An 18,651-nucleotide genomic window follows, 5' to 3' on the forward strand; every position below is an offset into this window, starting at 1 on the left:
TGGGTCAACTGCCATGGACGGCAGCCCTCTTGGTGATGGCTGACCACACTTCCCGGGCCAAGACAGGTGGCTCCAGGGTGGCGTCGACGACCAGGTCGCAGGAGTGGCGCAGCGGCTCGACGTGGCGTGCGTGGGCGTCCCGGCGGCGCTCGATGTAGTTCCGCAGGAGCACGTCGAGGGGGAAGCCCTCGCTCAGGCATTTGCGCCGGATCTTGCGCGCCAGGCGGAGGTCGGCCGGCAGGTCGACGAACACATCGAAGCGGACGTGTGCGGTCTCCGGGGCTATGTGGTGGGCAAACATGCCGTCGACGATGACGTATGCGGCGGTTGCCAGGGCGGCGTCGGCGTCGCGGCCGAGACGCTCGGCGTCCATCGAGCGGGGATCGCCGACGTCCAGGCGCGGCGTCCCCGCCTCGTCGGGTTCCCACACCCCGCGGTCCGGGGTGGAGAAGTAGTAGTCGTCGCCGTGCAGGACCTGTACAGGAGCGCGGGGCGCGGTCTCTGCCAGCGCCGCGGCCAGCGTCGTCTTGCCCGCGCCCGCACCGCCGGTCAACGTCAGCAGCATCCGACCTCCCCGTTCGTCACCAGGGCCGACAGCATCCGGCCCTCCCCGACCATCGCGACGGCCGATGATCGCACGAGGACGCGACGCGTCGGGCGGGCGGCAAGCACGCCCCCGGTGGCGGCACCCCGAGCCGCCTTCCGGCGCGTCCCGGGGTGCCGCCGACCACGGTTCTGCCAGGGTCGGCCTGGTACGCACCCCCGTGGCGCGGCACCCCTCACAAGCGGCACCCTTCGCACAAGGAAGTGGGAGCAAGGCATGGAGAAGTTCTCCCTGGAAGCAATCGCCCGCGCTCAGCTGAAGGCGGCCCGGGACGCCGGGGCCGGGCGCAGTGCGTCCACCGTGATCGGCGGCCACGAGCGTGTACTGCGGCAGACCGTCATGGCTCTGACCGCGGGCAGCACGCTCGGCGAACACGGGCTTGGGGGAGAGGCGACGCTCCTGGTGTGGTCGGGCCGGATCCGGCTCGTCGCCGGCGCGGACACCTGGGAGGGCCGGGACGGCGACCTGCTGGCGGTGCCCGGCACGGCACACACCGTGGAGGCACTGGAGGACTCGACGTTCCTGCTGACCGTGGCGATGACCTGACACCACGTAAATCCGCCCCTATGTGTGTGCCCCGCGTACACGTCCCGGCACGCGCCGCCGTCGTGCGCGTCAGCGGCGTATCAGAACCGCGTGGGTGACGGTCGCGGAGCTGGTCGGTTCCGCGACCCGGTAGCCGTCGACCCCGTCGCCCGGATTGTCGAGCAGGCGCTCGCGACGGGCTCGTCGCTCCGGTGGCCGCGCCGGCGAAGCCCGGGGCCAGTGCTCGCCGACCGGTGCCGCATCGCCCTCGGCTAGAGTCGCCCGATGACCGAGCCTGCCTACCTCGCCGCCGTCCGGGAGTCGTACGACAGCGTCGCCGACGTCTACGTCGAACGCGTCATCACCCCGGCCGAGCTGGACCCGCTGTCACGCGCGATGCTGACGGCGTTCGCCGAGCTCGTGCGGGACGCCGGTCGCGGTCCCGTCGCGGACCTGGGGTGCGGGCCCGGCCGGGTGACGGCGCATCTGTCCCTGCTCGGGCTCTCCGCGTTCGGGGTGGACCTGTCGCCGAGGATGGTCGTGCTGGCCCGGGAGGCCCATCCGGAGCTGCGGTTCACGGAGGGCTCGATGACCGCGCTGGACATCGCCGACAATGAGCTCGGGGGGATCCTCGCCTATTACTCCACACATCACACACCGCCCGAGCGGCTGCCGTCGGTGTTCGCCGAGTTCCACCGCACCCTCGCACCCGGCGGCCACCTCATGTGGGGGGACTACACAGGCGCCTACGAGCACATGTGTCCGACGCAGGCCTACGACCGACCGGTGTCGTACGAGTCCTACTTCCTGCCACTGGACCGTACGGCCGAGCTGCTGCGCGGTGCCGGGTTCAACGTCACCGCGCGCATGGAGCAGGAGCCGGACGGCCGGGTGAAGAGGCGCCACGCCTGCCTCTTGGCCCGCAAGCCGGAAGCGTGATGTCCGGGGGACGGCGGGGCGGCGGGCTTCGCGCCCGCCACCCGGCCGGGGGAGTTCAGGAGTTCTGCCGGGTGACGGCCCGGCACACCTTCGGCGTGCTCAGAGTGCGGCAGCCAAGGCGGGTGCGAACTGGCGGTTGGTCTGGCAGCCCAGGTTCTCGTATGTGTTGACCTTGGTGTCCGGATCGGTCTTCAGAAGCCGGTACTTGCAGGCTTCCTTGATGTAACGCCCCTGGATTCCGCCGGGAAAGTCGATCTCCTTGTTCCACAGGTACGGGGACTGGTACCCGTTGAGGTGGGCGGTGGCGTTCACGTCGACGCCGCCGGGGGCCTCGATCTCGTAGACCCAACCTGTCTTCGCCGCGCCATATGTGGCGAACTTCTGCGCCACCCACTTCTCGCAACTCGTGCTGACATGCGCCGTGTTCTGGCCACCGCCCTTGACGATGTACTCGGCGAGCGGGGTGACCGTCTCGCCTCGCGGGGTGAAGCCGGCGTCGAAGAGCTGCTGCACGTTGTCCCGGGTGTCGCCCCGCCAGAGGGTGTTGACGTCGTCGCGCCACTGCCAGTTCTCGTCCGCCGCCGCATGCCGGATGGCCGGGGCGATGGACGGGGAGGTGGTGGTGCGCCACCAGTCCGAGGAACGGAACTGCCCGACCGGCCCACAGGGGCCGGTGTCGGGGCCTTGGGACCGTACCGTCGTGGCGCGCTGGACGGTCGCGTCAGCGGGAGCGGCGACGGTCAGCGAGGCGGCGGCCAGGGATGTGGCGGCGAGGACGCGCAGAGCGGTCTTCAACATGCTGGAACAGCCCATCTGTTGGTCAACAGGACGGGCCCTTTCTAACGGGCACGGATCATGAATCAGGGGGAATGGGCGTCGCGGTCACCCCCAGGAGGGAAACAGTCATACCGATCCCGCGCCGCCCCGCCGGCTCCCTGATGCAGGGACCGGATCCGGGCTCCCTTACGGGGCGGCCCTCACCGGTCCCTGAGGCCGCGCCGGCCGGGCTTCGTTCGCGGGGGCGATGGATGGGCGGCGGGCGGCATGGACCCTGGGATTGATGGTGGGAGGGCGCGCATGGCGTACCGCGAAGGCGCGGCACCCGTAGCCCCGGCCGCCACACAACACCAGGGACCAGCCATTGACAGAGAAGGGACCGTCATGAACGTCGCCCGGAGCTCGCACGCCGCAGCCGCCCCCGTTTCCGCGGAACACCTCGACCATCCGCGCAGCCTGGCGGCCTTCCGCAGCACGAAACTTCTCGTCGGGGGATACCTCGGCATCAGCGTGCTCACGCTGGTGGTCATCGTGCTCCTGCGCAACGACTCCGCGGACGTGAACGCGGCCGTATGGGTGCGCGGAGCCATCGTTGTCGCCAGTGCGTTGGTCACTTACGTGTGTGCCGTGCGAGCGGCGCGCGGCTCGCGCTCGGCGTATCGCCGGCTCAGGGTCATCTCCGGCGTCATGATCGTGGCCATCGCGGCGATCATCGCGCTCCCGGGCGCGTTCCCGGTGTGGATGAAGGCCGAACAAGCCGTCTGCGGCGTCCTGTTGATCGCCGTGGCGGCGCTGGTCAACGGCAAGTACCTGCGGTCGTTGTTCGCCGCGAAGTAGGCGTGGGTGAACGGCGACGGGGCAACCGCCACCGCACCGCGGGGTGAACAGGCCAACTGTTCGGGGGCTAGGGCCCGCAAGGGGCGCGGGCTTTCGCCCTGAGCGTGACCGGTTGTGGCCGGGGGCGAGATGGTGAACCGTGCGGAGATGACCCCGGCCGTCGCTCATCTCAGTGATCCGCACATCACGGCCGGCGCGCTGGGCGCCGCCCCGGCCGAGGCGCTGAGCCGTGCCCTCGGCCGTGCCCTCGCTCTCGATCCGCAGCCGGACGCCGTGGTCATCACGGGCGATCTCGTCGACCGGGGCCGCCCGGAGGAGTACGCGGTCCTGCGGGAAGTCATCGGCGGGTTCCCGTTGCCGCTGCATCTCGTCGCGGGCAATCACGATGACCCGGAGGCCCTGCGGGACGCCTTCGGCGGCACCGCGTTCCTGGGCGACACGCACTACGTGGTGGAGCACCCCGCCTTCACCGTCGTCGTGATGGACTCCAAAGTGCCCGGATCACCCGGTGGCCACCTGGGATCGGCCCAACTGACCTGGCTGGACACGGCACTTGCTCGCCGACCCGACGTCCCGGCCCTGGTCTGCCTGCACCATCCGCCGATCCCGGTCGGGATCCCCTTCCTGGACGGGATGCGGCTGGCTGACGGTGAGCGCCTGGCCGAAGTGGTCGGACGGCATCCACAGGTCGTGCGGGTCCTCGCGGGCCACGTCCACCGCTCCGTCACCGCCACCTTCGGGGGCACCACCCTGGCCGTGGCCCCCAGCACCCGGCTCCAGAGCGGCCTTGCTCTGCGCGGCGAGATCCCCAACTACCTTGCCGAGCCCACGACTTTCCTTCTCCATATGTGTGTCGGACCCATGTGGGTCACCCACACCGTCCCCGTCAGTCATACGGCCGCCCCCGTGGCCACATGGTCCTTCGGCCCATGACGGGGAACTGCGGTCCCGGTCCCGTGAGACGGCCGCGTCAGGCAGTGAAGCCCACATGGACATGGTCGTGATGGGTGTCGTCCGAGAAGAACTGGTTCGCCGTGTCGCCGCCCGCCAACTGCACCGGGCCGCCGACGTTGTACGAACCGGCCGCCGCCGCGGCCCGCATGAAGGCGGTGATCAGGGTGCGGGAGGTCGCCGGATCGACGACGGGGTGGCCGTCGATGCGCCACACGTCGAAGGCCCGGCCAAGTGGATGGTCGCTGGGACGATCGGTGCCGAACACGTCCAGTGGGTGCCCGGAGCGTACGACGCTGACCGACAGCCGGTAGGCGCCCGCAAGTTGGAGCATCGCGCGCAGCACGCTGTCGTGCACGGCACCGCTGCGAATGTCGGCGGCCGAGGCGGGCGGCAGCTCGATCCGTGACTGGCCGAGCACCTCCCGCGCCGCCGGGTCCAGCGCCTTGGCCGGGCCGGGCGTCGCGGGGTGCAGGGCGGTGACGCGCCAGTCGGCTGAGCCGCGGCTGAGCCGTACGTCGACCGTGGTTCCGCCGGGCCGGACGGTGGTCCCGGTCAGGGTGGGCTGCTCGCACACGACCAGAACGCTCGCCGTGTCGGACAGGATCCCGCCGTACTGGGCGTCGATCACTCGGACGACCGCCGCATCCCCGGATGGCATCAACGACCCTGCCTGGGCGGCCAGTTGAGATGCCGACGAGGCCGGGATGCCCAGGGCGGCGGCCCGCCCTGCCGCCGCTTGCTCGCTGCCCTGCCCGGCAGGCCACGTACCCAGCGCCTCGATCAGCTCGACGGCGGCGAGCTTGGCCGCGGGCTCGATCTCCCCGGGCCCCGGCCGCCACGGGACGGCCCGGGGCAGCCCGGCGCCGCGGCTCTCGGAGACGGACGGTGAGCTGGACACGGGGGAGTCGGCGGCGGACGGCGTGTGCGAGCCGGTCGCGGGCGAACCGGTGGAGGCGGCCGACGACGTCTTCGCCCCGCCCGAGCAAGCGGCGGCACTCACACACCAGGCCGCCGTGCCGAGCAGTACCGAACGGCGGGCGAGGGTGCCGGGCGGATGCGGGCAGGGCGGGGGAGACAGGACCATGACCGGCTCCTCGGACGCGCGGCGTACGGAAATGCCGCCAGTATCCGCCCGCGCGCCCGTCCGGCGGGGCGCCTCGCCGGGCAACCGACCGGAACTGTGCCGGTGGGCCGAATCTCCCGGCGGCCGGCCGGCACGGACCACCTGCACACCGCATACGGACCACATCGGGCTGTGCCCCACACCGGTCCTGTCCGGTGTGGGCCACAGCCCCATGAAAAGGGCCTGGCGTGCGTTACTTCCAGTAGATGCCCTGGCCGAGGGTGTACGGGTCGCCCCAGTACTCGGCCGAGGTCACCTTCGTCGCGGCCGACGGCGCCAGGGCGACCGCGCAGCCGGTCTGGGTGTGGCCGTTGGTGAAGCCCTTCGACAGCGAGTCGCTGGGGCACTTGTCGAACGTACCGATGACCATCAGGTCCTGCGCCTCGGTGCCGTCCCCGAGGAGCCCCTTGATGTGGCCCACCGACGCATAGGCGAGGTCCGTGGTGCCGGTGTTCTTGATCGAGTACCGGATGTAGTAGGGGACCTTCCCCTTCACCTGGTCACCCATCTTGAGCGGGGCCAGGTCGCCGGGCTGCCCCTGGTCGATCGAGGTGACGGTGAGTGCGATCGTGCCCTTGGTGGTGGATCCGTAGCTGAACGGTATCTGCGCCGCCTCGCCGATCTTGAAGCTCTGTCCCGCCTTCGCCGTGCCGCCGCCGGCCGGGGCGGGTGCGTTGGGCGGTGCGGAGTGGGTGGGGGCGGTGGACCCGGTGGCAGGAGGGGTGGACGCTTTTCCGCTCGCGCCGTTGTCGTCGCCGTTCTGGCAGCCGGTCAGGGCCAGTGCCCCGGTGACCGCCAGACCGATCGCACCGTAGGCGGTCCGCCGCACGCCGAAACTGCTCACTGTTTCCCCCATACATGACTGTGGACCGTCAAACACGGTCTCTGTGATCACACTTCTTAGTACGGGAACGTGGGCTTCCACCAGGTTCGTCACCGTTCCATGACCTGCTCAATACGCAAGCGGAACGTGTTCATCGCCGCAGGTGGGATGCGCAGGAGCGGGTGCCGGGCCGTCGCCCGCCGACGGGGCGCCGGGCAGGGCGCGCGGGTTGCGCGGGTGATGATGGGTGCCGCGGTACCGATGCCGGTGCTGATCGCAGTACCGACCGGAGTACTGCTCGGAACACGAGGAGTGCCATGGCCCGCAGGGTCCACCAACCGCTGGAGAACCAGGAGTTCGACTTCATTCTCGGCATGACCGATGGCCCGGTGCTCGCCTACTTCTGCGGGACCTGGCCCAAGGCCGTCAAGGCGTGCAAGGCCATGGACGAGGTCGTCGGCGAGGCCGCCGAGGAGTACGCGGGGCGCCTGACTGCCGTCAAGGTCGACATGACGCGCTGCCCGGGGCCCGTGCAGCGGTACGGAGTCACCGGTGCGCCCACCGTCGTTCTGCTCAAGGGCGGCGAGGCGACGGCCACGGAGACCGGCCCGATGGACGGGCCCGCGTTGAGGGAATTCCTGGACGGCAATCTCTGAGGAGTGGGAGGCGGCCCGGCTCAGGCCCTGGTGGCGACGCTTGCCGAGCCGCAAGGAGGCGTGCTCGATGCCGATGCCCGCCGGGTCTTTGGTCAGCGGGACGAGCGGGGCGCCGGGCCGCAGCGGCCGGTGGATCTCGCCGAACACGCCGAGGACGGTCTGCTCGTCGGGCAGCGACGCCAGGACGTGGTTGCACATCGCGGCGTCCGCCCGGACCGGGCCCGCTCGCCCGCTGGTTCCTGCGGCGCATGGCCTGGTCCCGCCTCTCGGGTGCGTACAGTGCACAGGTTTCTCCATCGTCGAGTCCCTACGGGTGGGGCGCACTCCGCTCGGCAGGTGAACGGAGCCGTTCGATGGCCACCATCGCGGCGTCGTCGCCCAGGGTCCGGGTGGGTGTGTGGGCGAGGAGGTCGTCGCGGAGGTGGCTCAGCAGGGCGCGGGGTCCGGTGCCGTGCCATGCGGCCGCGCGTTCCGCGAGCGGGTAGAACGCGCCCGCCTCGTCGCGGGCTTCGAGGACGCCGTCGGTGTAGAGGAGCAGGATGTCGCCGGCCTCGAACGGGAAGTCCTGCGCGGCGAGTTGGGACTCCGCGAGGTCGGACAGGCCCAGCGGCGGCGCCGGCTGGTCCACCTCCAGGGGGATGACGCGGTTGCCGCGCAGGAGGAGCGGCGGGGGATGGCCGCAGTTCACGAGCTGGAGGCCCTGGCCGAGGTCGGGGATGTCGAGCAGGGCCGCGGTGATGAACGCCTCGCTGTGTTCGTCGGAGGGGGAGTGGGGCTGCGGGTCGGTGTCGAGGCCGACTCCCGGGGCTTGGTCCAGGTCCGGCGCGACCGCCCGTTCGAGGTAGTCGACGAGCCCAGGGAGGTCGGCCTCCTGGTGGGCGGCGGCCCGGAACGCGCCGAGGACGAGAGCCGCGTCCCCGACCGCCTCAAGCCCCTTGCCCCGTACGTCGCCGATGATGAGCCGGGTGCCGTGGGCGGTGCGGGCGGCGGCGTACAGGTCGCCGCCGATCTGCGCGTCGGCCGCCGCGGCCAGGTACACGCTCGCGATGCGCAGCGGCCCGAGCCGCTCGCGCAGGGGCCGCAGCACGACCTGCTGCGCGGCCTCGGCGACCGAGCGCAACTGCACCAGCTCCTTCTCGTGGACCTCGCGCAGATGGGCGAACAGCGTCACGAACACCGAGATCAGAAGCAGCGTGATGATCTGGAAGGTGTGGTTGAGGTCGGTGACACTGCCACGCACCATCGCGACGATCACCTGCGCCGCGACGGCGACCGCTCCGACGAACCCGGTGGCCCGGGGCCCGGCGAACGAGGCCGTGACGGCGGGAGCCGCGGCCAGGAACGGGCCGAGGTGCACGTCGGGCGGGGCGAGGACGTCCCCCACCGTGACGACCGCGATCATCGCGAACGGCACCACGAAGAGGGCGTGACGCGTCGCCGGGGAGCGGGGCCGGGCCGCGCGCAGTGCCTGAAGATCCATCACTCCTGAATACACCGCACCGCCGTTCACACACAGGACGCCTGGCCGAATGTGCTGCGACCACACCGCCCAGAGGTGACCCGAGTCCGCAGGGACACCGGCCGCGGAGCAGACTGGACTCCGACAGTCCGAGCAAGAGCCTCCGGGACGCGGGAGGCGACCCGGGCTGTCGGACCGTGGAACCACAAGGGAAAAGGTGCAGCCACATGGACAGCGGCATGGACAGGGACAGGTCACTCGATTCGCGCTGGGTTTCCTCGCCCGCGGCCCACCGCGAGGCGGTGATGACGGAGACCGCCAGGTTCGTGGCGGTCGTCGAGCCGGCGGACCTGACGACGCCGGTGCCTAGCTGCCCCGGCTGGACGCTGGTCGACCTGATCAGGCACGCCGGAAGCGTGCAGCGCATGTTCTCCGGGCTGCTGCGGCAGCGCGTCCAGGAACGGCCTCTCACCCGCGAGACGCAACTGGACCTGCCGGCCGACGACGCCGGCTACCCCGGCTGGCTGACGGCGAGCTCGCAGGTGGCGGCCCGAGCGTTCGCCGACACCGACCCGGATGCCCCGATGTGGGTGTGGGGCGCCGATCCCCATGCCCGGTTCTGGATGCGGCGGATGCTGTTCGAGACACTGGTGCACCGTGTCGACGCGGAACTCGCCGTGGGCCTGCGGCCCGTCATCGACCCGGCTCTCGCGGCCGACGGGGTGGACGAGTTCCTGGTCAATCTGCCGTTCGCCGCGTCCTTCGCGCCCAAGACCGCGCACCTGCGTGGCCAGGAGGAAACCGTTCGCTTCCGCTGCACCGACCGGGCCGGCGACTGGCTGGTGCGGCTGCGCCCCGACGGCTTCGGGCTCGACCCCGCGGACGCCGAGGCCGCGCACCCGGCGGACGCCACTGTCGAGGGGGCCGCCGCAGATCTGCTCCTGCTCATGTACGGCCGCCTCGACCGGACCTCGGACGCCTTCGAGACGTCCGGCGACGACGAGCTGCTCGCGCGCTGGGTTGCCAACTCCGAGTTCTGAGGGCGCCGAGGGGTTCCGAGAGCGACCGGGACACGACGGCCGTGGCCGCGGCGGGGACGGATCGGGAAGGGAAGGAGTGGCTCGTGCCGACATGGGGGCTGATCGTCGAGATGACGGTGGGTACGGGGGATCGCAAGCATGTGGAGGCGTACGTGCTGACGCATGTGGAGGGCTCGCGCGACGAAGCCCTCGCGGAGTTGGAGGGCCGGGCCCGGCGCTTCACGCCCGAGCATCCGCGGAACCCGAAACGGCGCCGGCTCTTCCGGGCCGGCGACGGCTTCGTGCTGGTCATCGACGGCTCCTGGCAGTCCTACAGCGCCCGGTTCACCGTCGCCGAGCTGCTGGACGACACCGCCGCGCCCGTACCGAAACGCGAGCCCGAACCACAGCCGGAACCCGCCGACGCGGTGCCACCCCGGATACCCCCGATGCCGACCGCTCCGCCGGAGCCGCGGTATCCGGACGGCGTCCCGGTGAAGCCCGCGTGGCTGGGCCGCTCGGACCTGTCCTGACGGACGGCTTGCAGCCACACCCGTCAACTCGGGCCACGGCCAAGGGCATTGGGCTTGACGGGTGCCTCTATGAGGGCTCCGGCCACGAGACCTTCCTCATGTGGTGGGCCCACACCACGAGCACCATCAGCACGGCCGCCACGCTCCCCGTCGTCATGACCGTCGAAGCCGAGAAACGGTCGACGACGACACCGCCGACCAGCGCCCCGGTGGCGAACGTGGCCTGGAACGACGAGGTGAACAGGACTGAGGACGCCTCCGGCGCCTCGGGGGAGGCCTTCGAGAACCAGGTCTGCGAGCAGACGGGCACGGCACCGTAGCCGACGCCCCACACGATCAGCAGAGACACCGCGCCCAGCTCCCACCGGCCGAGCACCGGGAGCAGCAGGGTCGCTCCGGCGATCATCGCGGCTGCCGTCGCGAAGCTGGCTCGCGGACGACGCGCGACTGACGACCCGCCGAGGAAGTTGCCGGCGATGCCCGCAACTCCGTAGATGAGCAAGAAGACCGTGATGTGGCCGGAGCCCACATGTGTCACACGCTCCAGGAAGGGCGCCACATAGGTGTAGGTGCCGAAGTGTGCGAGGACGACGAGGAACGTAGTCCCCAGCGCGAACCGGGTGTTGACGTTCCGGAACATGCCGCCGAGCACGTGCAACCGGGTCGTCCGCCCGGCCGGGAGCGGAGGGATCACCACGAGCAGCAGCACAAGCACCCCGACGGTGAAGAGCCCCATGACGAGGAACGCCGTCCGCCAGCCCGCGAGGTCGCCGATCAACGTGCCCAGCGGCACTCCGAGCACCGAGCCGAGGGGGACCGCCGCGAAGATCACCGAGGTGGCGCGGGCCGCAGACTCCGCCGGTACCAGACGGCCGGCCAGACCGGCGCCGATGGACCAGAACCCACCGATGGTGATCCCGACCATCACGCGGGAGACCAGGACCAGCCAGTAGCTCGACGCGATCGCGGCAAGGAAGTTGGCCAGCGCCAGCAGGAGGACGAACGCGCCCAGCATCAGCCGGCGGTCGATGCGCCCGGTCGCCACGGTGACCAGCGGCGCCGAAAGCGCGGCCAGGAAGCCCGGCATGGTCATCATCAGGCCGGCCATGCCGTCCGAGATGGTGAAGCTCGATCCGATCGACGTCAGCAGGCCGATGGGAAGGATCTCGGTGGTGACGATCGAGAAGATCCCCAACATCACCGACAGTACGGCCAGCCAGGACATGAGTGCCGATCGAGTCGGTGGCGCGGAGACTTCGTCGGACGTGGTGATGGCGGTGGAGGACATGGCTCCCGTCCTGTGTGTGGAGGCACCACATGGCGTGGCCAGGGGTAGGTGTGGCCACTACTTCAACAGGAAGGGAAAGCAGCTTCTGGCAGCTCCGCGACACCACCCATGGGGGCGCGGGGTGATGTCGTGTTCTCGCGAGGCGCGCGCGACTACACAGTGACCGTAGGGTCTGGCCGACGGCGCTGTGGGCGCACGTCGAGACCGTGGAGGGCATGGATGTACGTGATATCCCTGGGCGAGGACGGCGCCGAGCTGCGCCCGCTCGAACCCTGGCAGGCCGAGGAGTTCCTGAACCATGTGGATCGGGGGCGGGAGTTCATCGGGCGGTACAACGGGCTGCCCGACGTCGTGACCGACCTGGAGTCGAGCCGGGCGTTCCTCCAGACGTACGCGGACAGGACGGCGGCCGACACCGGGCGGCTCTGCGGCATCCGAACCGACGGCAAACTCGTCGGCGCCGTGCTGTTCCGCAGGCTCGACACCGCGCAGGGCATCGCCGAGGCGGGCTGCTGGCTGGAACCGTCGGCGGTGGGCAAGGGACTGGTGACCCGGGCCGTGCGCGCGATCATCGACTGGGCCGTGGAGGAGCGCGGCATCCACCGCGTGGAGTGGTGGGTCTCGGCAGCCAACGGACCGAGCATTGCCGTGGCCCGGCGCCTGGGCATGACGAAGGAAGGCGTGCTGCGGGAGAGCTACCTGTACCGCGGCACCCGGCACGACGAGGAGATCTGGGCGGTACTCGCGCCGGAGTGGCGGGCGGCCAGGAACGTGTCCCGACCGGCATGAAGACGCGGTAGAAGTCGCCAACACGCCTGTTCTGGCGCCCAGTTGTGAAGCACACACCTTGTGAAGCACACCTGGTCCGTCGCCCGGTTGTGAAGCACGCCGGATCCGTCGCCCAGTTGAGGAACAAGGCGGATCCGGCGGCTGGACGTGGCGCTGTGCGCGGCTAGTTGTGGCCGAACTTCCGCGGCTGCTTGTGGGAGACCTCTGGCGTGGTGTGCGTCGTTTCCGGCGCGGCAGGGGTCTTCACCTGCTCCTTGATCTCGGAGGTGGCGCTCCGGTCATGGCCGCCGGTGCGTGCTCCCCGGTTCTGGCGGGTCTGCTTCTTGCTCATGGTGGTCGCCCCCTGCTGGGCAGGTCGGAGGTAGAGCCACTTCCACGCTTGCACGCACCCCCGTAGATCGCATTCTGGGTGTGGCCCGCCCCGGAGGGCCGGGTTCGTCGGCGTAAGGGGCGTGTTGGCGGGTGCGGGATTCACCTCCGTACGCCTGTGACGAGACGTAGTCATGCACATACGGTGAGTCGCGCCAGTGGGTCGTTTGAGAGTGCGGCCCGCGGTGACGGAAGGGGCAAGTACATGGTGCGACGCACGATGACGGCGCTCGGTGTGTGTGCGGCGGCCGCGACACTCGCGCTCGCGGTCGCGAATTCCGCGCATGCGGCCGAGGGGGTATTGATCATCGACGGTGTGGCCCATGAACATCCGAGCGGCTGCTTCCCCCTCGGGGACTTCGCGCCACCTGTGGTGACCAATCACACGGACGCGGTCGCCGAGGTGCACTCCGGCCCCAACTGCACCGGACAGGTCACCTGGTTGATCTATCCCGGCGAGACCTACCGCCCGAACGGCAGCCGGAGCGTGTTCGTCCTCTGAACCCGGCGTCCCCTCGGTCAGGTGCTCGGCCCGAGGGGATGTCAGCGTATGCCGAAAGTGCGCCGGTACGCCTCGGGCGGCAGGCCCGTGACGCGGGCGAAGTGGCGGCGCAGGGTCGCGGACGTCCCCATGCCTGTGCGCGCCGCGATGTGCTCGACGCTGTCGTCGCCCGACTCCAGGAGTTCCTGCGCAAGGCGTACGCGCTGGCTCAGTAGCCAGCGCAGCGGCGAGGTCCCAGTGACGGCATGGAAGTGCCGGGCCAGGTTGCGGCTGCTCATGGCCGCCTGCCGGGCCAGATCCTCCACCGTGAGCGGCTGGTCGAGGCGGTCGAGGGCCCAGGGCAGCAGGTCGGCGAGCGGGTGGTCGCGCCCGTGGGTCACCGGCGCGGGGATGAACTGGGCCTGGCCGCCGTCCCGGTGCGGCGGTACGACGAGGTGCCGGGCCAGTGCGTTGGCCACCGTCGCGCCGTGGTCGCTGCGGACGATGTGCAGGCAGAGGTCCATCCCGGCGGCCTTGCCCGCCGAGGTGAGCACGTCGGCCTCGTCGGTGAAGAGCACCCCGGCATCGACCGTCACCCTCGGATACCGCGCCGCGAGCAACTCTGCGTGGGCCCAGTGCGTGGTGGCGCGGCGGCCGTCCAGGAGCCCCGCCGCGGCCAGTACGAACGCCCCTGTGCAGAGCGAGACCATACGGGCGCCGGCCGCGTGCGCGGCGCGGACCGCGTCGATCAGCTCACCCGGCGGGTCGCCCTCGATGTCGTCCTGCGCCGGGACGATCACCGTGTGCGCGGACACGAGGGCGTCCAGACCATGGGTGGTGTCGGCACGGAGCCAGCCCCCGACACGGGCCTGCCGTGAGCCGCATACCCGGAACGAGTACCAGGGATCGACCAGCTCGGAGTGGTCGGTGCCGAACACCTCACAGGCCGCCGCGGCCTCGAAGAGCATGCTCCCCTCGGCGACGGCGAGCGCCACGGTCCGGCCGTCCGAAGTCGCAGATGTACTCATGTCCGAAACTGTACGCCCCTCGTCATTCCGGCCGCTGGTGCGTGGGGGTCCGGGGCCCGCACTATGGCGTCACACCACATACCACCTGCAGAAACCGGGAGCCAACGATGAGTTCCGCCCTTTCCCCACTGTCTGTTCCGCACACCGTTACCTGGCCCGACGAGCGGTCCGTCGCCGTCGTCGGAGCCGCGGGCCACACGGGCCGCTTCGTCGTGCGGGAGCTCCTGAACCGCGGTGCGCGCGTCGTGCTCGTCGGCCGCGACCGGGCGAAGCTCGACGGGCTCGGCGAGCTCGCCCCCGACGCGCCGGTGCGCGTCGTGTCGACCGGGGACGCGGCGTCCCTCGACCACGCTCTGGAGGGCGCGTCGGCGGTCGTCAACTGCGCGGGACCGTTCCTCGCGACCGCGCTCCCCGTCGCCCAGGCGGCACTGCGCGCCCGCCTTCCCTACCTGGACGTCGCCGCCGAACAGGCCGTCACGGCCGCGCTGTTCGACACGTACGACGCACGGGCGAAGGAGGCGGGGATCGTCCTCGCCCCCTCGGTCGCGTTCTACGGCGCGGTCGGCGATCTGCTGGCCACCGCGGCGCTGGGTGACTGGACGGAGGTGGACGAGGTGGTCCTCGCGTACGCCCTCGACAGCTGGCTGCCCACCCTCGGCAGCCGGCTCACCGGCAAGAGCAATGCCGGGCAGCAACTCACCTACACCGAAGGCAAGTTGAGGCCCTTCGACTATACGCCGCAGGAATTCCCGTGGGAGTTCCCCGAGCCGTTCGGGACGCAGGACGCAGCCCCGTTCGCGACGGCCGACCAGGTGACCATCTCGCGCCATGTGCGCACGCCCGAGGTGCGTGCCGTCATGAACCTCGCGCCGCTGCGGGACGTACGGGATGCGACCACGCCCGAACCCGTCCCCGCCGACAGCAGCGGACGCTCCGCGCAGACCTTCCTCGTCGAGGCGGCCGTCCGCAGGGGCGGCGAGACGCGCCGGGCGGTCGCCGGCGGCCGTGACATCTACGCGGTCACGGCGCCACTCGTCGTCGAGGCCCTCGCGCGCATCCTCGACGGACGCTCCCGCGCGACGGGCGTGGTCGCCGCCGGGGCGGCCTTCGACGCGGCGGACTTCCTGCGCGCGCTCGCGCCCGAACACTTCACGCGGCTGGATCTGCCGGAGCCGGTGTAGGCCCCGGAGTCACCTCCGCGGTACGTGTGTGCGGCGCGGCGGGGCGCCGTCGTCCATGAGCGCCTCCATGACCAGCCGGACGCCCCGGGCCAGGCGGCCCAGCTGTTCGAGCTCCATCGCGTACATCCGGATGGTGTTCTCGATGACGGCCGGGGCCACACCGAGGGTGGGCAGTTCGGCGCGGCTGGTCTGGAGGGCGACGCGCACTGCGCGTATCTCGTGCTGGACCTGGATCTGGGCGTGCCGCGCGAGCAGGACGTGGTGGCGGATGAGGGGTGAGTAGCCGGCGTAGCGGGCCGGCAGCAGGTCGCGCAGCCAACGGGTGGCGGTGCGTTCCCAGTCACGACTTCCCGGCGATTTGACCTGGCAGGGCCAGTCCGGGCTGAGCGTGGTGGTGGGGGCCGTAGGGGACATTCTCGTCGCTTCCGATGGTTGTCGAACTCTGATCGAGAGAGGGGGGCGGCCCCGGCTCAGGGGTTAGCCGAGGCCGCCACGGGCGTGCCACCGGATCCAACAGCCTGGATCGGACATCCAGCGCGACGTGAGGAGGAGGGGGAGAGCGTCACGCTGGTCGTCCGTTCAGAGGGACTGGGTGGGGTCGCTCTCCTTGGCAGGAAGAGATCGGCGGCCGCCACGGCTCAGTAAACATATATACCGTTGAGTACACAAGGGTATGAAAAAATTCATGCGCCCGCAGGGTGTGAAGATCTTGCGCAGTGACCTGGGCGAATCGGGCCCAGGGGGAAGAAACGGAAGGGCGGGCCGGTCGGCCTAGAGGAAGAAGCCGTGCTTGTCGGCGGCCTGTTCGTACTCTTCGAGCCGCGCCTGTGTCCGCTCGGGATCGGCGTCGGCCATCGCCTGGAGGATGGCCGCGGCGAGCACGCCCGGCGCCGCGTACGAGTCGAACACCAGCCGTGAGCCGGTGCCGGCGGTCAGCGCCACATCGGCCTCGTCGACGAGCGGGCCCAGCGTGGTGTCCGTGACCAGCGCGACGCGCAGCCCGGCGCTGCGGGCCGCCCGCATCGCGGAGAGGGTCTCCTTGGCGTGCCGGGGCATCGCGAAGGCGAGCACCCAGGTCCCGCCCGCCGAGCGGGACTGCAGCAGCGCGTCGTAGGCGACGCTGCCGCCTCGCGTCACCAGCCGCACATCGGGGTGGATGCGACGGGCCGCGTACGCGAAGTACTCCGCGAGGGACACGGAGATCCTCAGGCCGAGGACCGTCAGCGGCACCGAGAGGGCGAGCTCGCGGCCGATCTCCAGGAGCTGGGTGGTGTTGGCGACCAGGCGGCGCACGTTCTCCAGGTTCTCGATCTCGGCGTCAACCGCCGCTTGGAGCTCGTTGTGACGGCTCTCCTCGCGGCCCTCGGGGGTGCCGGCGACCGCGCTCAGGGCGATCGGCTGGAGTACTTCCCGCAGTGCGGGATAGCCGCTGTAGCCGAGGGACGAGGCGAAGCGGGTCACGGACGGCTGGCTCACACCGACCCGCTCCGCGAGCTCGGTGATCGACAGGAACGCGGCGTCGGTGAGGTGATCGATGAGGTACTGGGCGATGCGCCGCTGCCCGGGGGAGAGGCGGTGGCCGTCGAACAGTGCGCGGACCCGGTCCGCCGGGGCGCGCTCATGGTCCGAGGGCTCCCCGCTCGGCGTGATCGCGGCCGACTGGGCGCGTACCTGCTGCCCCGATGACACCGGCGGGCCTCCTTCTCATGCCATGTGTGCTCAAAACATAGCTCACCCTTGTGGCGGACCAGCCCAAATTCCACCACTGACCTGGCTACTTCGGTGAAGCACACACCCTGCGGAGCCCGAGCGGGTGTGGTGAAACACCATTCGCGCACACCAGGGTGGGGAGTGCCCCGCACAAACCCGGTGGGGGTATCGTCGGGCCCGAGCGCAGGAGTCGTACGAGCGAGAGAAGGCCGAGGAAAGCCATGGACCGCGGACGGACGCGTGGGGCGGGGCTGTCCCGGCTGCTCGTGCTGTGTGCCGTCCTGTTCGGCCTCTTCGCCATGCACGGGGCTCCGGCGAACGCAGCCGCGGGCTGCCACGGCGAGATGGCGGAGCCAGCCCCCGTGACCGTGCCCATGAAGCCCATGAATACGGGCCATGCGGACGTGCGCGGGCAGCAACACGCCGCCCCCGTCGTCTCGGGGATGAGCGGCGAGCTCTGCGTGTCCACCCCCGCCCGCGAGCGCCTGCCGCTGGCCGCGGCCGGCTTGCTCGCCGTGCTCGGGCTGGTGGTCCTCGTCGTCTCGGGACTGCGCCGTACGGGGCTGTTCGCCGAGGCGCGGCGTGGGCCGCCGCTCAGCGGCAGAGGTCTGCTCCTTCAGGTGTGCGTCGCGCGGACGTGACAGGCGCTGCCCGGCCTCGGCCCCGGTCGGACCGGCGAAGTGCCCTGCCCGTTCACCCGCGCCCCAGCATGGGCGCGGCCACCTGGAAAGAACCCTTTTGATGTCCGTTTCCCGTTCCTCCGCCGCCCGTCGCCGCATGCTCGCGGCCGCCGGCACCGTCGCCGCCCTCGCCCTGGCGCTGGCCGCCTGCGGCTCCTCCGACAGCTCCAAGCCCGACCGTTCGGCCACGCCCGGGATGAACCACGGGGGCGGCGGCGTCCCGTCCTCCGGTATCTCGTCCCCGGGCGGCGCCTTCAACGACGCGGACGTGACGTTCGCTCAGCAGATGATCCCGCACCACCAGCAGGCCATCGAGATGGCTCGGCTCGCCGACGGCCGCGCCGCCGACTCCGAGGTCAAGAGCCTGGCCTCCGCGATCGAGAAGGCTCAGGATCCCGAGATCAACACGATGAAGGGCTGGCTGAAGGCGTGGGGCAAGCCGCTGCCCTCGGCCTCGTCGTCGATGGGGGACATGCCCGGGATGAACCACGGCTCGTCCGGCATGCCCGGGATGATGTCCGACCAGGACATGAGTGACCTCAAGTCCGCCAAGGGCAGGGACTTCGACAAGAAGTTCGCCCAGCTGATGATCGGCCACCACCAGGGCGCGGTCACCATGGCCAAGGACGAGCAGAAGAACGGCGGCAACCCCGAAGCGAAGAGGCTCGCGGGCAACGTCATCGCTGCCCAGAACGCGGAGATCGAGCAGATGAACAAGATCGTCGGCCGGCTCAAGTAGTGGCGTACGGCCGCCAGTTGTCGGCTGTCGGAGGTCAGCCGTCGGTTATCGGCCGACGACTGACAGATAGCGGACAACAGACGGCAGATAACAGATATCAGATAGCCACCAACGGATAACAGCGAATCGGGTTCCGG

The 18,651-nt window shown here is 70.7% G+C and carries 22 protein-coding genes; 12 read left to right on the forward strand and 10 right to left on the reverse strand.

The features are described 5' to 3' along the window. Positions 1 to 4: 4 nt before the first annotated feature. A complete protein-coding gene (locus ADK54_RS18865; protein WP_053726809.1) occupies positions 5 to 565 on the reverse strand; it encodes a hypothetical protein in 561 nt (186 codons plus the stop codon). A gap of 255 nt (positions 566 to 820) precedes the next feature. Between ADK54_RS18865 and ADK54_RS18870 the strand changes: the two genes are divergently transcribed. Together ADK54_RS18870 and ADK54_RS18875 are read left to right on the forward strand one after the other, a co-directional pair. Beyond that, a complete protein-coding gene (locus ADK54_RS18870; protein WP_053726810.1) occupies positions 821 to 1,150 on the forward strand; it encodes a LuxR family transcriptional regulator in 330 nt (109 codons plus the stop codon). A gap of 264 nt (positions 1,151 to 1,414) precedes the next feature. Beyond that, on the forward strand, positions 1,415 to 2,068 hold the full coding sequence (locus ADK54_RS18875) for a class I SAM-dependent methyltransferase (RefSeq protein ID WP_053726811.1): 654 nt from the start codon (positions 1,415 to 1,417) through the stop codon (positions 2,066 to 2,068). 99 nt (positions 2,069 to 2,167) lie between these two features. Here ADK54_RS18875 and ADK54_RS18880 read toward each other — a convergent pair whose 3' ends face one another. Next, entirely contained in the window at positions 2,168 to 2,866 is a 699-nt protein-coding gene (locus tag ADK54_RS18880) for a scabin-related ADP-ribosyltransferase (protein WP_234392129.1), read from the reverse strand. Between the two features lie 363 nt (positions 2,867 to 3,229). Between ADK54_RS18880 and ADK54_RS18885 the strand changes: the two genes are divergently transcribed. Beyond that, positions 3,230 to 3,682 (forward strand): hypothetical protein, encoded by a 453-nt coding sequence (locus tag ADK54_RS18885; RefSeq protein ID WP_107090563.1) that lies wholly within the window; start codon positions 3,230 to 3,232, stop codon positions 3,680 to 3,682. Positions 3,683 to 3,829: 147 nt separating this feature from the next. Next, the gene (locus ADK54_RS18890; RefSeq protein ID WP_053726894.1) at positions 3,830 to 4,615 is read left to right on the forward strand and encodes a phosphodiesterase; all 786 of its coding nucleotides are present in this window, start codon (positions 3,830 to 3,832) and stop codon (positions 4,613 to 4,615) included. A 37-nt stretch (positions 4,616 to 4,652) separates the two neighbouring features. Here the strand turns inward: ADK54_RS18890 and ADK54_RS44950 are convergent, their stop codons facing one another. Further along, positions 4,653 to 5,720, reverse strand: a complete 1,068-nt coding sequence (locus ADK54_RS44950) for a hypothetical protein (protein ID WP_053726813.1) — start codon at positions 5,718 to 5,720, stop codon at positions 4,653 to 4,655. Between the two features lie 232 nt (positions 5,721 to 5,952). Then, the gene (locus ADK54_RS18900; protein ID WP_053726814.1) at positions 5,953 to 6,603 is read right to left on the reverse strand and encodes a hypothetical protein; all 651 of its coding nucleotides are present in this window, start codon (positions 6,601 to 6,603) and stop codon (positions 5,953 to 5,955) included. 296 nt (positions 6,604 to 6,899) lie between these two features. Between ADK54_RS18900 and ADK54_RS18905 the strand changes: the two genes are divergently transcribed. Beyond that, positions 6,900 to 7,238, forward strand: coding sequence for a thioredoxin family protein (locus tag ADK54_RS18905; protein ID WP_053726815.1), 339 nt, complete (start codon positions 6,900 to 6,902; stop codon positions 7,236 to 7,238). Between the two features lie 307 nt (positions 7,239 to 7,545). On the opposite strand, the gene ADK54_RS18915 is transcribed toward ADK54_RS18905, so the two are convergent. Further along, a complete protein-coding gene (locus ADK54_RS18915) occupies positions 7,546 to 8,718 on the reverse strand; it encodes a PP2C family protein-serine/threonine phosphatase (RefSeq protein WP_053726817.1) in 1,173 nt (390 codons plus the stop codon). 206 nt (positions 8,719 to 8,924) lie between these two features. On the opposite strand from ADK54_RS18915, the gene ADK54_RS18920 reads away from it, so the two are divergent. Then, the gene (locus ADK54_RS18920; protein ID WP_234392130.1) at positions 8,925 to 9,737 is read left to right on the forward strand and encodes a maleylpyruvate isomerase family mycothiol-dependent enzyme; all 813 of its coding nucleotides are present in this window, start codon (positions 8,925 to 8,927) and stop codon (positions 9,735 to 9,737) included. 83 nt (positions 9,738 to 9,820) lie between these two features. After that, positions 9,821 to 10,249, forward strand: a complete 429-nt coding sequence (locus ADK54_RS18925; RefSeq protein WP_234392131.1) for a hypothetical protein — start codon at positions 9,821 to 9,823, stop codon at positions 10,247 to 10,249. Between the two features lie 67 nt (positions 10,250 to 10,316). On the opposite strand, the gene ADK54_RS18930 is transcribed toward ADK54_RS18925, so the two are convergent. Continuing rightward, the gene (locus tag ADK54_RS18930) at positions 10,317 to 11,537 is read right to left on the reverse strand and encodes an MFS transporter (RefSeq protein ID WP_053726818.1); all 1,221 of its coding nucleotides are present in this window, start codon (positions 11,535 to 11,537) and stop codon (positions 10,317 to 10,319) included. Between the two features lie 219 nt (positions 11,538 to 11,756). Here ADK54_RS18930 and ADK54_RS18935 point away from each other — a divergent pair, with 219 nt between their 5' ends. Then, positions 11,757 to 12,326 (forward strand): GNAT family N-acetyltransferase, encoded by a 570-nt coding sequence (locus ADK54_RS18935; protein ID WP_053726819.1) that lies wholly within the window; start codon positions 11,757 to 11,759, stop codon positions 12,324 to 12,326. Between the two features lie 163 nt (positions 12,327 to 12,489). Here ADK54_RS18935 and ADK54_RS46815 read toward each other — a convergent pair whose 3' ends face one another. Next, positions 12,490 to 12,657 carry a hypothetical protein gene (locus ADK54_RS46815; RefSeq protein ID WP_199826994.1) on the reverse strand — a complete coding sequence of 56 codons (168 nt, stop codon included), beginning with the start codon at positions 12,655 to 12,657 and terminating at the stop codon, positions 12,490 to 12,492. Positions 12,658 to 12,900: 243 nt separating this feature from the next. On the opposite strand from ADK54_RS46815, the gene ADK54_RS18940 reads away from it, so the two are divergent. Next, positions 12,901 to 13,197, forward strand: coding sequence for a hypothetical protein (locus tag ADK54_RS18940; protein WP_053726820.1), 297 nt, complete (start codon positions 12,901 to 12,903; stop codon positions 13,195 to 13,197). Between the two features lie 41 nt (positions 13,198 to 13,238). Here ADK54_RS18940 and ADK54_RS18945 read toward each other — a convergent pair whose 3' ends face one another. Next, a complete protein-coding gene (locus ADK54_RS18945; RefSeq protein ID WP_053726821.1) occupies positions 13,239 to 14,204 on the reverse strand; it encodes a helix-turn-helix domain-containing protein in 966 nt (321 codons plus the stop codon). A gap of 107 nt (positions 14,205 to 14,311) precedes the next feature. On the opposite strand from ADK54_RS18945, the gene ADK54_RS18950 reads away from it, so the two are divergent. After that, the gene (locus ADK54_RS18950; RefSeq protein WP_053726822.1) at positions 14,312 to 15,385 is read left to right on the forward strand and encodes a saccharopine dehydrogenase family protein; all 1,074 of its coding nucleotides are present in this window, start codon (positions 14,312 to 14,314) and stop codon (positions 15,383 to 15,385) included. A 9-nt stretch (positions 15,386 to 15,394) separates the two neighbouring features. Here ADK54_RS18950 and ADK54_RS18955 read toward each other — a convergent pair whose 3' ends face one another. Together ADK54_RS18955 and ADK54_RS18960 are read right to left on the reverse strand one after the other, a co-directional pair. After that, entirely contained in the window at positions 15,395 to 15,799 is a 405-nt protein-coding gene (locus ADK54_RS18955; protein ID WP_053726823.1) for a hypothetical protein, read from the reverse strand. A gap of 357 nt (positions 15,800 to 16,156) precedes the next feature. Next, positions 16,157 to 17,074, reverse strand: coding sequence for a MurR/RpiR family transcriptional regulator (locus ADK54_RS18960; protein ID WP_053726824.1), 918 nt, complete (start codon positions 17,072 to 17,074; stop codon positions 16,157 to 16,159). Between the two features lie 242 nt (positions 17,075 to 17,316). On the opposite strand from ADK54_RS18960, the gene ADK54_RS18965 reads away from it, so the two are divergent. Both ADK54_RS18965 and ADK54_RS18970 read left to right on the forward strand, forming a co-directional pair. Further along, complete coding sequence (locus ADK54_RS18965) at positions 17,317 to 17,736, forward strand: hypothetical protein (protein ID WP_053726825.1); 420 nt, start codon at positions 17,317 to 17,319, stop codon at positions 17,734 to 17,736. Positions 17,737 to 17,836: 100 nt separating this feature from the next. Beyond that, on the forward strand, positions 17,837 to 18,514 hold the full coding sequence (locus tag ADK54_RS18970) for a DUF305 domain-containing protein (protein ID WP_053726826.1): 678 nt from the start codon (positions 17,837 to 17,839) through the stop codon (positions 18,512 to 18,514). Positions 18,515 to 18,651 lie beyond the last annotated feature (137 nt).

Source organism: Streptomyces sp. WM6378 (assembly GCF_001279695.1).
GTDB lineage: Bacteria > Actinomycetota > Actinomycetes > Streptomycetales > Streptomycetaceae > Streptomyces.